Raw genomic sequence first — 12,137 nt, 5'->3', positions numbered from 1 at the left:
CAGGCATCGGCCGACGGCAGACCCGAGGAAGCAGAAGTATTCGACTGCACGAAGGGGAAGCCATGACAGCGACGACCGACGGAAGCGCCGGGGCCGTGGGACCCCGGGCGGCCGCGGCCAGCGACACCACTGAAACCGCGTCCGCGGCGGTCGGCCTCGACGAGGTCGCCGCCCGGGCCGCGGCACGTTCCGTCGAGCATCTGCTCGGCCGCCAGGACGCCGAAGGCTGGTGGAAGGGCGACCTGGAGACCAACGTCACCATGGACGCCGAGGACCTCCTGCTGCGCCAGTTCCTCGGCATCCAGGACGCGGACACCACGCGCGCGGCCGCCCTCTTCATCCGGGGCGAGCAGCGCGAGGACGGCACCTGGGCCACCTTCTACGGCGGACCCGGCGAGCTGTCCACCACGATCGAGGCCTACGTGGCGCTGCGCCTCGCCGGGGACCTGCCCGAGGACCCGCACATGGCCCGCGCCGCCGCCTGGATCCGGGACCGGGGCGGCATCGCCGCCGCCCGCGTCTTCACCAGGATCTGGCTCGCCCTGTTCGGCTGGTGGAAGTGGGACGACCTGCCCGAGCTGCCGCCCGAGCTGATCTTCCTGCCGAAGTGGTTCCCGCTCAACATCTACGACTTCGGCTGCTGGGCCCGGCAGACCATCGTGCCGCTCACCGTGGTCTCCGCGAAGCGACCGGTGCGGCCCGCGCCCTTCCCGCTGGACGAGCTGCACACCGATCCGTCCCGGCCGAATCCCGTGAAGCCGCCTGCGCCCGTGGCCAGTTGGGACGGCGCCTTCCAGCGGCTCGACAAGGCGCTGCACCTCTACCACAAGGTCGCCCCGCGCCGACTGCGCAAGGCGGCCATGAACGTCGCCGCCCGCTGGATCGTCGAACGCCAGGAGAACGACGGCTGCTGGGGCGGCATCCAGCCGCCGGCCGTGTACTCGGTGATCGCCCTGCACCTGCTCGGCTACGACCTGGAGCACCCGGTCATGCGGGCCGGGCTCGAGTCGCTCGACCGCTTCGCCGTCCGGCGCGAGGACGGTTCGCGCATGATCGAGGCCTGTCAGTCGCCCGTCTGGGACACCTGCCTGGCCACCATCGCCCTCGCCGACGCCGGCCTGCCGGCCGACCACCCGGCGCTGGTCAAGGCCGCCGACTGGATGCTCGGCGAGGAGATCGTGAGGCCCGGCGACTGGGCCGTCCGCAGGCCCGGACTGCCCCCGGGCGGCTGGGCGTTCGAGTTCCACAACGACAACTACCCGGACATCGACGACACCGCTGAGGTCGTCCTCGCCCTGCGCCGGGTGAAGCACCCCGACCCCTCCCGGGTCGAGGCGGCCATCGCGCGCGGTGCCCGCTGGAGTCTCGGGATGCAGTCGAAGAACGGGGCCTGGGCCGCCTTCGACGCGGACAACACCAGCGCCTTCCCCAACCGGCTGCCGTTCTGCGACTTCGGCGAGGTCATCGACCCGCCGTCGGCCGACGTCACCGCCCATGTGGTGGAGATGCTGGCCTACGAGGGCAAGGCCCACCACCCCCGTACGCGCAGGGGAATCGAGTGGCTGCTCGCCGAACAGGAGCCGAACGGCGCCTGGTTCGGCCGCTGGGGGGTCAACTACGTGTACGGGACCGGCTCGGTGGTCCCCGCGCTCACCGCGGCCGGGCTGCCCCCTTCCCACCCCGCGATCCGCCGCGCGGTCGCCTGGCTGGAGTCCGTACAGAACGAGGACGGCGGCTGGGGCGAGGACCTGCGCTCGTACAAGGAGCGGTCCTGGATCGGGCACGGCGCCTCGACCGCCTCGCAGACCGCCTGGGCGCTGCTGGCGCTGCTCGCCGCCGGCGGGCGCGAGTCCAAGGCGGTGGAGCGGGGTGTCGCCTGGCTCGCCGAGACGCAAGGCCCGGACGGCTCCTGGGACGAGCCGTACTTCACCGGCACCGGGTTCCCCTGGGACTTCTCCATCAACTACCACCTCTACCGGCAGGTGTTCCCGCTCACGGCGCTCGGGCGCTATGTGAACGGCGAACCGGCCGTCTCCAGGGAGGTGTGATGGGCGAGGAGCCGGGGCCCTCGTCCGGCGGCGCGCCGCCGCTGCTGATCGCCTGCGCGCTCGGCATCGAGCAGCTCGCCCTGCGCAGCGGTGAGCGGGCCGGCGCGTCCGGTCCGTACACCGTGGTCCGCACGGGCATGGGCCCGGACCGCGCCCGCCGGGCCGTGGCCCGGGCGCTCGGTCAGGAGCCCTGGCGGGACGCCGTCGTCATCGCCTCGGGCTTCTGCGCCGGACTCGAGCCCGGGATGCACCCCGGGGACCTGATCGTCGCCGACGAGACCCGGGGCCCCCACGGCCCCACACCCTGCACCGGGACCGACCTGCTCGTGAAGGCCCTCACCCGGGCCGTGCCCGGCCGGACCGTCCACACCGGCCCGCTGACCGGCTCAGGCCACGTCGTGCGCGGCCACGAGCGGGCCGAGCTGCGGGCCACGGGGGCCATCGCGGTGGACATGGAGTCCGCTGCCACGCTCCGTACGGCACTGGACGCCGGTCCCCGTCCGGTTGCGGCCGTACGGGTGGTCGTGGACGCTCCAGAACATGAACTGGTCCGGATCAGCACGGTACGCGGTGGAATATCGGCTTTCCGTGTTCTTCGTGCCGTCCTTCCCGCATTCTTCGAATGGCACCGTTCTTTGCTGCTCCCCAGGAGGTGAGCGAGTTATGGCCATGCCGCTCCGTCAGTCCATCCGGGTCGGGACCTATCTCATCGAACAGAAGCTCCGCAAGCGGGACAAGTTCCCGCTGATCGTCGAGCTGGAGCCGCTGTTCGCCTGCAACCTCAAGTGCGAGGGCTGCGGAAAGATCCAGCACCCGGCGGGTGTGCTCAAGCAGCGGATGCCGGTCGCGCAGGCCGTCGGCGCGGTCCTGGAGTCCGGGGCGCCGATGGTCTCCATCGCCGGGGGCGAACCCCTGATGCATCCTCAGATCGACGAGATCGTCCGCCAGTTGGTGGCGAAGAAGAAGTACGTCTTCCTGTGCACCAACGCGCTGCTGATGCGCAAGAAGCTGGAGAAGTTCACCCCCTCCCCGTACTTCGCCTTCGCGGTCCACATCGACGGGCTGCGCGAGCGGCACGACGAATCCGTCGCCAAGGAGGGCGTGTTCGACGAGGCGGTGGCGGCGATCAAGGAGGCCAAGCGGCACGGCTTCCGGGTCACCACCAACTCGACCTTCTTCAACACCGACACCCCGCAGACCATCATCGAGGTGCTCAACTACCTCAACGACGACCTCCAGGTCGACGAGATGATGATCTCGCCCGCGTACGCCTACGAGAAGGCCCCCGACCAGGAGCACTTCCTCGGCGTCGAGCAGACCCGGGAGCTGTTCAAGAAGGCCTTCGCCGGCGGCAACCGCGCCCGGTGGCGGCTGAACCACTCGCCGCTCTTCCTGGACTTCCTGGAGGGCAAGGCCGACTTCCCCTGCACCGCGTGGGCGATCCCGAACTACTCGCTCTTCGGCTGGCAGCGTCCCTGCTACCTGATGAGCGACGGCTACGTCCCCACGTACCGGGAGCTGATCGAGGAGACCGACTGGGACAAGTACGGCCGCGGCAAGGACCCGCGCTGCGCCAACTGCATGGCGCACTGCGGATACGAGCCGACCGCCGTCCTCGCCACCATGGGCTCGCTCAAGGAGTCCCTGCGGGCGGCCCGCGAGACCGTCTCCGGCAACCGGGGGTGAGAAGAGGCGCTCGGGGAGCCCTGTCCGGGACTCCCCGAGCGTGCAGCGGGACGCCAACGCCGGGTCGACGGGCCGAAGGGGGCCGAGCATGACGATTCTGGAGAACATCCGGGGGCCGCGCGACCTCCGGCCGCTGAGCGAAGCGGAGCTCGACGAACTGGCCGAGGAGATCAGAGAGTTCCTGATCCACGCGGTCGCCAGGACCGGCGGTCATCTGGGTCCCAACCTCGGCGTGGTCGAGCTGACCCTCGCCCTGCACCGGGTCTTCGACTCGCCCGCCGACCGCATCCTCTGGGACACCGGGCACCAGAGCTACGTCCACAAACTCCTCACCGGCCGCCAGGACTTCTCCAAGCTGCGCAGCAAGGGCGGGCTCTCCGGCTACCCCTCCCGTGAGGAGTCGGAGCACGACGTCATCGAGAACTCGCACGCCTCCACCGTCCTGGGCTGGGCCGACGGCCTGGCCAAGGCCAACGAGGTCCTGAAGAAGGACGACCACGTCGTCGCCGTGATCGGCGACGGAGCCCTCACGGGCGGCATGGCCTGGGAGGCGCTGAACAACATCGCCGCCGCCAAGGACCGCCCGCTGGTGATCGTCGTCAACGACAACGAGCGCTCCTACGCCCCGACGATCGGCGGCCTCGCCGACCATCTGGCGACCCTGCGGACCACCGACGGCTACGAGCGCTTCCTCGCCTGGGGCAAGGACGTCCTCCAGCGCACCCCCGTCGTCGGGCAGCCGCTGTACGGGTCGCTGCACGGCGCCAAGAAGGGGTTCAAGGACGCGTTCGCGCCCCAGGGCCTCTTCGAGGACCTGGGGCTGAAGTACGTCGGTCCGATCGACGGGCACGACATCACGGCCGTGGAGTCCGCCCTGACGCGGGCCAAGCGCTTCGGCGGCCCGGTGCTCGTCCACTGCCTCACCGAGAAGGGCCGGGGCTACGGCCCGGCGCTGGAGGACGACGCCGACCGTTTCCATGCCGTGGGCGCGATGGACCCGCTCACCTGCGAGCCGCTGGCCCCGTCCGGCGGCCCGTCCTGGACCTCCGTCTTCGGCGACGCGATCGCCGAGATCGGGGCCGAGCGGCCGGACGTCGTCGCGATCACCGCCGCCATGCTCCACCCCGTCGGCCTCACGAAGTTCGCCGAGCGCTTCCCGGACCGGGTCTGGGACGTCGGCATCGCCGAGCAGCACGCCGCCGTCTCGGCCGCGGGACTCGCGGCCGGCGGACTCCACCCGGTCGTCGCCGTCTACGCGACCTTCCTCAACCGCGCCTTCGACCAGCTGCTCATGGACGTGGCCCTGCACAAGTGCGGTGTCACCTTCGTCCTGGACCGGGCCGGCGTCACCGGCACCGACGGCGCTTCCCACAACGGCATGTGGGACATGTCGATCCTCCAGGTCGTCCCCGGCCTGCGGATCGCCGCCCCGCGCGACGCCGAGCAGCTGCGGGCCCAGCTGCGCGAGGCCGTCGAGGTCGACGACGCCCCCACCGTGCTGCGGTTCCCCAAGGAGACCGTCGGCGCCCCGGTGCCGGCCGTCGGACGGATCGGCGCCATGGACGTACTGCTCCGCCCGGAGCCGGAGGCGGAGGTGCTGCTGGTGGCCGTCGGCGTCATGGCCGACGTCTGCCTCCAGGCCGCCGACCTGCTGGCCGGGCGCGGCATCCGGTGCACCGTCGTCGACCCGCGCTGGGTCAAGCCCGTCGACGAGGCACTCGCCCCGCTCGCCGAGCGGCACCGCCTCGTCGCCGTCGTCGAGGACAACAGCCGCACGGGAGGCGTCGGCGCGGCCGTCGGCCAGGCCCTGCGCGACGCGGGGGTCGACGTACCCCTGCGGACGTACGGGATCCCCGAGCAGTTCCTCGCCCACGCGAAGCGCGGCGAGGTGCTCGCCGACCTGGGCCTCACCCCGGTGGAGATCGCCGGAGACATCAGCGCGGCACTGACCCGGAAGAAGGGGCGATGACCAAGGAGTTCGACCTCGCGGCGCTGCTCGCCGAACGCGGCGCCGAGCGCTACGAGCTGCACACCCGGTATCTGAACCACCAGCTCCCGCGCATGCTGCACACCATCGGCTTCGACAAGGTCTACGAGCGGGCGGAGGGCGCCCACTTCTGGGACGCCGACGGCGGCGACTACCTGGACATGCTGGCCGGCTTCGGCGTCATGGGCCTCGGCCGGCACCACCCCGTCGTCCGCAAGGCCCTCCACGACGTCCTGGACGCCTCGCTCGCCGACCTCACCCGCTTCGACTGCCAGCCCCTGCCCGGGCTGCTCGCCGAGAAGCTGCTGGCCCACAGCCCGCACCTCGACCGGGTCTTCTTCGGCAACAGCGGTACGGAGGCGGTGGAGACCGCGCTGAAGTTCGCCCGGTACGCCACCGGGAAGCCGAGGGTCCTGTACTGCACCCACGCCTTCCACGGCCTGACCACCGGTTCCCTCTCGGTCAACGGGGAGGGCGGCTTCCGGGACGGCTTCGCCCCGCTGCTGCCCGACACCGCGATCGAGCTGGGCGACCTGGACGCCCTGGAGCGCGAGCTGCGCAAGGGCGACGTGGCCGCGTTCGTCGTCGAGCCGATCCAGGGCAAGGGGGTGCACGAGGCCCCGCCCGGCTTCCTGCGCGCCGCCCAGGAGCTGCTGCACGCGCGCGGGGCGCTGCTGATCGCCGACGAGGTGCAGACGGGGCTCGGCAGGACCGGTGACTTCTACGCGTACCAGCACGAGGACGGGGTCGAACCGGATCTGGTCTGCGTCGCCAAGGCGCTCTCCGGCGGCTATGTCCCGGTCGGCGCGACGCTCGGGAAGGACTGGATCTTCAAGAAGGTCTACTCGTCCATGGACCGGGTCCTGGTCCACTCGGCCAGCTTCGGTTCGAACGCGCAGGCCATGGCCGCCGGGCTCGCGGTGCTCTCGGTCATGGAGAGCGAGGGGACGGTGGCGCACGTGCGCCGGGTCGGCGGGCTGCTGGCCGCGCGCCTGAAGGAGCTCGTCCCGCGCTACGAGCTGCTGAAGGAGATCCGCGGGCGCGGGCTGATGATCGGGATCGAGTTCGGGCGGCCGTCCTCGCTCGGGCTGCGCAGCCGGTGGACGATGCTGCAGGCCGCCCGCAAGGGGCTCTTCGCCCAGATGGTCGTCGTCCCGCTGCTCCAGCGGCACCGGATCCTCACCCAGGTGTCGGGGGACCACCTGGAGGTGATCAAGCTGATTCCGCCGCTGGTCATCGACGAGGAGGACGTGGACCGGTTCGTGACGGCGTTCACGGCAGTGATGGACGACGCCCATGGCGGTGGCGGACTGATGTGGGACTTCGGGAAAACGCTGGTCAAGCAGGCGGTGGCGCAGCGCTGAGAACGCGGGCGACGCGGCTTTTGCCTCTGGGGCAAGAAATTTGCCTCAGAGGAAAGATCCTGGCGGAATGGAGGCATGGAGCACCTCCCCGGGGAGCAGTCCCCGGATCCTGCCGCACCGGACGTACCGGCCCCTGCCACCCAGGACGTCCTGCCGGACGTCGCCCCGCAGCTGCGCGGCCTGCGCCGGCGTCGCGGGCTGACCCTGGAGGCCGCCGCCCAGCGGGCGAGTCTCTCCCCGGCGCACCTCTCCCGGCTCGAGACGGGCCGCCGACAGCCCTCGCTGCCCATGCTGCTCGCCCTGGCCCGTATCTACGGTACGACGGTCTCCGAGCTCCTCGGCGAGGTTCCGCCCGAGCGTGATCCGATCGTCCGGGCCGGCCGGTCCGAGCCCGTCGAGGCCGACGGCTGGACCTACCGCCAGGCCGGTGGGCCCGGCCGCGCCCTGCAGGCGCTCCGGGTCCACGTGCCGTACGCCACCCGGGCCGACATCGTGCGCGTCCATCCCGGGGAGGAGTGGCTGCACGTCCTCGAGGGGCAGGTGCGCCTCGCGCTCGGCGACGCCGTGCACGTGCTCGACCCGGGGGACAGCGCGCACTTCGACTCGCTCACCCCGCACCGCATCGGGGCCGCCGGCCGCGGCGGGGCCGAGCTCCTCTTCGTCCACACGCTGATGCAGAGCCCCGCCGCCGAGCTGTGCCTCGGCGACGGAGCCCCGCATCTCCGCTGAGCCCTTCGGAAAGGGGCCGATATGTCCGAGAAGTCCGCGCCGATCACCGGTGAGGAACGTGGAGAGGGCAAGTTCCCCAAGGGGCTGGTGCTCCGGCTCTTCGCCTATCTGGTGGCCGGGCACCTCTTCGCCGGGTTCCTCTATCTGCTGTTCATGCTCGGTGGGCAGAACCAGTAGCGGGCGGGTGCGTGCTCACGCCTCGACGACGAGCCGTTCGCGCAGCCGCGCCCGGGTCTCCGGGCTGAGCTTCAGGCCGTCCGAGAGGTAGCTCTCGACCGTGCCCCAGGTCTGCTCGATCGTCTCGAACGCGGCCCGCAGATACTCCAGGCGCGCGTCGAAGAGCGGGCTGAGCAGCTCCATCACCTCGGGCGACATGGCGTCCGCGGAGGTGGAGCTGCGGCGTACCTTGTACCGGCGGTGCGGGTCGTTCGACTTCACGTAGTCGGCCTCGATCGCCTCGCGCTCGACCCCCACCGCGAGCAGCGAGATGGCGATGGCCAGCCCCGCCCGGTCCTTTCCGGCCGCGCAGTGCATCAGCGCGGGGACGCTGTCCTCGGCCATCGCGTACAGGATGCGGCTGTGCTCCGCGGTCCGCTCGACAATCATCTTCCGGTACGAATCGGACATTCGGTCGGCCGCCTTGCCGTCGCCGAGGGCGGCGCGGAGCTGCTCCAGTTCACCGGTGCTGACCAGCTTCCAGAATTCCTTGCCGTCGGCCGGGTCGTTGAGCGGTATGTTCACGTTCCGTACGCCGGGAAGTTCGACGTCCAGCCCCTCGACCTTCCGGTCCGCGTGGTTGCGGAAGTCGAAGATCGTGTGCAGCTCGAGGGTGGCCAGGAAGGCCGCGTCCTCCTCGGTGGCATGCGCGAGGTGGCCGCTGCGGAAGAGGCGTCCGAACCGCACCGATCCGCCGTCCACGGTCGGCAGGCCGCCCACGTCCCGGAAGTTGCGCACCCCGGTGAGCTCGGGTTCGGTCGACGGGACCTGCGGCAGCTGCTGCGTCACGAGTGCTCCTGAGGGTTGACGGATCGAGATCGGTTCCTGGGGCAATCATCCCGGGTGCGGCCGTTCTCGTGCACCCCCGGGTCAGGGAATGGGTGTTCTGTCCGAATTGAGCCCTTCGATATAACGCGCCCTGGTTGCAGGGGAGATGGGCTTCGGCGCGTGAGCAGCGTCATAAAGGTGACGGACCGTGCCTGATCGTCTTGCGCAATCCCCGTACCGGAAAAGGAAATCGAGGTTCCGTCATCCACGGAGGGTGACCGGAATTCGTTGCGAATATCAAGCCCGGGAATGCGTGCGGAAAACGGTGGCTTGTTCGCGCCGACCCCGCTCGTCTAGCGTCACCGTCAATCCGGTCGGACCGCCGAATCCTGCCACCGTCCGGAATCCGCACCCACCCACGTATGGCAGGAGCGGGGGACCCAGGTAAGTACGCCGAACCGGTCGATCCGGACGGCTCGGGGTGAAGTCGCGTGAGAACGCGGCCGGACATCTCCAGTCCGAACCCGACAGCTCACCTCGCAGGCGACGGAGAGGAATTCGCCATGCCCGCGAAGGGTAAGCACCGCCGTCCCAAGGTCAACCCGATCACGCGCGGATTCGTCGCCGCCGGCACCGGTGGTGCCGTCGTCGCCCTGCCGCTCCTCGGTGCGACCGGAGCCCACGCCGCCGACAAGGGCGCCCCGACCGTGACGCCCGAGCAGGCCGTCGCCGCCGTCGCCGCGGCTCCGTCCACCGCCCCGGCCGCCGCTCCCGCAGCGAAGGTGAAGACGTACTCCGTCGTCCCCGGCGACTACCTGTCCAAGATCGCCGCTGAGCACCACCTGGCCGGCGGCTGGAAGAAGCTCTACGAGGACAACCGCCAGGTCGTCGGCGAGAACCCCTCGCTGATCCACCCCGGCATGAAGCTCACCCTCGGCGCCAAGTCGACGGCCAAGGCCGCAGCGCCCAAGGCCAAGGCCCCCAAGGCCGCTCCGAAGGCCGCGCCCAAGGCGGAGAAGTCCTCCGCGGATTCCGCCGAGTCGCGCAGCTCGCGCAGCAGCGACCGCAGCACTCCGGAGTCCACGCCGGCTTCCCAGCCCGCGCAGTCCGCCCCCGCGCAGGCCTCGTCCTCCGGTTGGGTCGCCCCGGTCAGCGGTGGCGTCTCCACCCCGTACCGCGCGTCCGGCGCGATGTGGTCCTCCGGCTACCACACCGGTGTCGACTTCATCGCCTCCTCGGGTACCTCGGTCAAGGCCGTCGGCGCGGGCACCGTCTACTCCGCGGGCAACAGCGGCTCGTACGGCAACGAGGTCGTCATCCAGCACGCCGACGGCACGTTCTCGCAGTACGCCCACCTCTCCTCCCTGGGCGTCTCCGCCGGGCAGACCGTCGCGGGCGGCCAGGAGATCGGTCTCTCCGGCTCGACCGGCAACTCCACCGGTCCGCACCTGCACTTCGAGATCCGCACCGGACCGAGCTACGGCTCGGACGTCGACCCGCTGGCCTACCTGCGCTCGCACGGCGTCTCCATCTGACGTACACCCAGCACCCGAAGGGGCCCGGCACCTGTGTGCCGGGCCCCTTCGGGTTCCGTCGTATTCCGGCTTGGCGGAATCTTGACCGGTGGCGTATCTCACCCGGCGTCAACCCCTCCTTACGGTCGCGTAGGTCACACCCGTGAGGGAAAGATGAGCTCTCGTGGCAGACGATTCGAGAGCAAGAGACATGGACGTATTCGGGTCGTACGCGGCGATCGGTGACAGCTTCACCGAGGGTGTCGGAGACCCGGGGCCCGATGGGAAGTACGTGGGCTGGGCGGACCGCTTCGCGGTCCTGCTCGCCGACCAGCTGCCGGAGCACGACGCATTCCGTTACGCCAACCTGGCCGTACGCGGCCGCCTCCTCGACCAGATCGTGGAGGAGCAGGTCCCCAGGGCGAAGGAACTCGCCCCCGACCTGGTGAGCTTCTGCGCGGGGGGCAACGACATCATCCGCCCGGGCACCGACCCGGACGACGTCGCCGAGCGTTTCGAGCGCGCCGTCGCCGATCTGACCTCTGCCGTCGGCACGGTCATGGTGACGACCGGCTTCGACACCCGCGACGTACCCGTGCTGCGCCATCTGCGCGGCAAGATCGCCACGTACACGGCTCATGTGCGGGCCATCGCGGACCGCTACGACTGCCCGGTCCTGGACCTGTGGTCGCTCAAGTCGGTGCAGGACAGGCGGGCTTGGGACGACGACCGACTGCACCTCTCGCCCGAGGGCCACACCCGGGTCGCGCTGCGCGCAGCCCAGGTCCTCGGCATGGAGGTGCCCGCCGACCCGGACCAGCCGTGGCCCCCGCTGCCGCCGAGGCGCACTCTGGAGGTGCGCCGCGACGACGTCCAATGGGCCAAGGAGTACCTCGTCCCGTGGATCGGGCGGCGCCTGCGGGGCGAGAGCTCGGGGGATCACGTGGAGGCCAAGCGCCCCGACCTCATGCCCCTCTGAGCACGGCGGGGATCCGTTCCAGGACACCGCCGGCGAACACGTCGTACAGCGGCAGCGTCTCCAGATGGACGTAGCCGATGTGGCAGTCGCAGACGGCGAGGGGGCAGGCGCGGGGGCGCAGGGCGGCACGGTACGACCCGTCGTACAGGTTGCCGAGCTCGGCCTTCACGAAGTGACAGCGTCGCACCGTCCCGTCGCCGTCCACCGAGATCACCGACTCGCCGGTCCGGCAGGGGAGACCGGCCGAGCGGTGCGGGCGGCGGCTGTACGGGAAGAGGGGGTCGAGGGCCGTCCAGCCCTCGGCCTCCTCGTCCGTGTACGTGTGCCCCTCGGCCGCGTTCACCCAGAGATAGACGTGGGCCGGGAGGTCCGCCCGCAGTCGGCGGGCGTGCTCCTCGTGCTCCGGGAGGCCGACGATCCCGACGCTGAAACGCGTGCCCCGGGCGGCCAGCTCACGGCACTTGGCGAGGAAACGGTCGTACGGCGTCTGCCCCGGGTGGTACGTGCACCAGAGCGCGAGGGTCGCGGGGTCGGCCTCGGCGAGCCAGTCGGTGCGGCAGCTCAGATTCGTCTGGATGGCCACCCGCTCGATGTGCGGGAGGCGTGACAGCTCGGTGAGGGCGCGCCGGTACCAGGACCGGACGAGGCCCTCGCCCCACGGGGTGAAGAGGATCCGCAGCCGGTCGCCGGTCCGGCCGGCGGCCCAGGCGGAGAACCGTTCCAGCGCGGCCCGGTCGGCGCGCAGCTGCTCGCGGCTGTCCCGGCGCTTGGCGAAGGGACAGTAGGGACAGTCGTAGTCGCAGGAGGCGAGCGGGCCCCGGTAGAGGATCGTCAGGTCCATCCGGT

General features: G+C 70.9%; 11 protein-coding genes and 1 riboswitch. Of the genes, 9 read left to right on the top strand and 2 right to left on the bottom strand.

Annotated elements, in window-relative coordinates; all coding sequences use genetic code 11:
• The first annotated feature begins 62 nt into the window (after window positions 1-62).
• The 7 genes from shc to ACFV9D_RS01800 all read left to right on the top strand — a co-directional run bounded on the left by shc (window position 63) and on the right by ACFV9D_RS01800 (window position 7,991).
• Complete coding sequence (gene shc, locus ACFV9D_RS01830) at window positions 63-2,048, top strand: squalene--hopene cyclase (protein WP_385139322.1); 1,986 nt, start codon at window positions 63-65, stop codon at window positions 2,046-2,048.
• On the top strand, window positions 2,048-2,704 hold the full coding sequence (locus ACFV9D_RS01825; protein ID WP_385139319.1) for a 1-hydroxy-2-methyl-2-butenyl 4-diphosphate reductase: 657 nt from the start codon (window positions 2,048-2,050) through the stop codon (window positions 2,702-2,704). The genes shc and ACFV9D_RS01825 overlap by 1 nt, the downstream gene beginning before the upstream one ends.
• A gap of 7 nt (window positions 2,705-2,711) precedes the next feature.
• Complete coding sequence (gene hpnH / locus ACFV9D_RS01820) at window positions 2,712-3,734, top strand: adenosyl-hopene transferase HpnH (protein ID WP_385139316.1); 1,023 nt, start codon at window positions 2,712-2,714, stop codon at window positions 3,732-3,734.
• An 88-nt stretch (window positions 3,735-3,822) separates the two neighbouring features.
• A complete protein-coding gene (dxs, locus tag ACFV9D_RS01815) occupies window positions 3,823-5,703 on the top strand; it encodes a 1-deoxy-D-xylulose-5-phosphate synthase (protein ID WP_385139313.1) in 1,881 nt (626 codons plus the stop codon).
• Window positions 5,700-7,085, top strand: coding sequence for an aspartate aminotransferase family protein (locus ACFV9D_RS01810; RefSeq protein WP_385139311.1), 1,386 nt, complete (start codon window positions 5,700-5,702; stop codon window positions 7,083-7,085). Before dxs ends, ACFV9D_RS01810 begins: the two co-directional genes overlap by 4 nt.
• 75 nt (window positions 7,086-7,160) lie before the next feature.
• Window positions 7,161-7,814, top strand: a complete 654-nt coding sequence (locus ACFV9D_RS01805; RefSeq protein ID WP_385139308.1) for a helix-turn-helix domain-containing protein — start codon at window positions 7,161-7,163, stop codon at window positions 7,812-7,814.
• A gap of 21 nt (window positions 7,815-7,835) precedes the next feature.
• Entirely contained in the window at window positions 7,836-7,991 is a 156-nt protein-coding gene (locus tag ACFV9D_RS01800) for a DUF6126 family protein (RefSeq protein WP_385139305.1), read from the top strand.
• Between the two features lie 15 nt (window positions 7,992-8,006).
• Here the strand turns inward: ACFV9D_RS01800 and ACFV9D_RS01795 are convergent, their stop codons facing one another.
• Complete coding sequence (locus tag ACFV9D_RS01795) at window positions 8,007-8,819, bottom strand: tyrosine-protein phosphatase (RefSeq protein WP_385139301.1); 813 nt, start codon at window positions 8,817-8,819, stop codon at window positions 8,007-8,009.
• 349 nt (window positions 8,820-9,168) lie between these two features.
• Window positions 9,169-9,357: riboswitch (cyclic di-AMP (ydaO/yuaA leader) on the top strand.
• Between the two features lie 4 nt (window positions 9,358-9,361).
• Between ACFV9D_RS01795 and ACFV9D_RS01790 the strand changes: the two genes are divergently transcribed.
• Together ACFV9D_RS01790 and ACFV9D_RS01785 are read left to right on the top strand one after the other, a co-directional pair.
• Complete coding sequence (locus ACFV9D_RS01790) at window positions 9,362-10,333, top strand: peptidoglycan DD-metalloendopeptidase family protein (protein WP_385139298.1); 972 nt, start codon at window positions 9,362-9,364, stop codon at window positions 10,331-10,333.
• Window positions 10,334-10,496: 163 nt separating this feature from the next.
• Entirely contained in the window at window positions 10,497-11,291 is a 795-nt protein-coding gene (locus ACFV9D_RS01785) for an SGNH/GDSL hydrolase family protein (protein WP_385139295.1), read from the top strand.
• Here ACFV9D_RS01785 and ACFV9D_RS01780 read toward each other — a convergent pair.
• Window positions 11,278-12,132 (bottom strand): STM4011 family radical SAM protein, encoded by an 855-nt coding sequence (locus tag ACFV9D_RS01780; protein WP_385139292.1) that lies wholly within the window; start codon window positions 12,130-12,132, stop codon window positions 11,278-11,280. The two genes, ACFV9D_RS01785 and ACFV9D_RS01780, sit on opposite strands and share 14 nt — an antisense overlap.
• Window positions 12,133-12,137: the final 5 nt, after the last annotated feature.

It is taken from the genome of Streptomyces sp. NPDC059875, assembly GCF_042731085.1.
Lineage (GTDB): Bacteria > Actinomycetota > Actinomycetes > Streptomycetales > Streptomycetaceae > Streptomyces.
The sequence above is the reverse complement of the archived record's forward strand: the minus strand, read 5'-3'. Positions and strand labels throughout refer to the sequence as shown.

What these genes read in the sequence shown, in the direction of transcription:
- shc (WP_385139322.1), top strand. Translation starts at nt 63, where the DNA reads ATGACAGCGACGACCGACGGAAGCGCCGGGGCCGTGGGACCCCGGGCG.
- ACFV9D_RS01825 (WP_385139319.1), top strand. Translation starts at nt 2,048, where the DNA reads ATGGGCGAGGAGCCGGGGCCCTCGTCCGGCGGCGCGCCGCCGCTGCTG.
- hpnH (WP_385139316.1), top strand. Translation starts at nt 2,712, where the DNA reads ATGGCCATGCCGCTCCGTCAGTCCATCCGGGTCGGGACCTATCTCATC.
- dxs (WP_385139313.1), top strand. Translation starts at nt 3,823, where the DNA reads ATGACGATTCTGGAGAACATCCGGGGGCCGCGCGACCTCCGGCCGCTG.
- ACFV9D_RS01810 (WP_385139311.1), top strand. Translation starts at nt 5,700, where the DNA reads ATGACCAAGGAGTTCGACCTCGCGGCGCTGCTCGCCGAACGCGGCGCC.
- ACFV9D_RS01805 (WP_385139308.1), top strand. Translation starts at nt 7,161, where the DNA reads ATGGAGCACCTCCCCGGGGAGCAGTCCCCGGATCCTGCCGCACCGGAC.
- ACFV9D_RS01800 (WP_385139305.1), top strand. Translation starts at nt 7,836, where the DNA reads ATGTCCGAGAAGTCCGCGCCGATCACCGGTGAGGAACGTGGAGAGGGC.
- ACFV9D_RS01790 (WP_385139298.1), top strand. Translation starts at nt 9,362, where the DNA reads ATGCCCGCGAAGGGTAAGCACCGCCGTCCCAAGGTCAACCCGATCACG.
- ACFV9D_RS01780 (WP_385139292.1), bottom strand. Translation starts at nt 12,132, where the DNA reads ATGGACCTGACGATCCTCTACCGGGGCCCGCTCGCCTCCTGCGACTAC.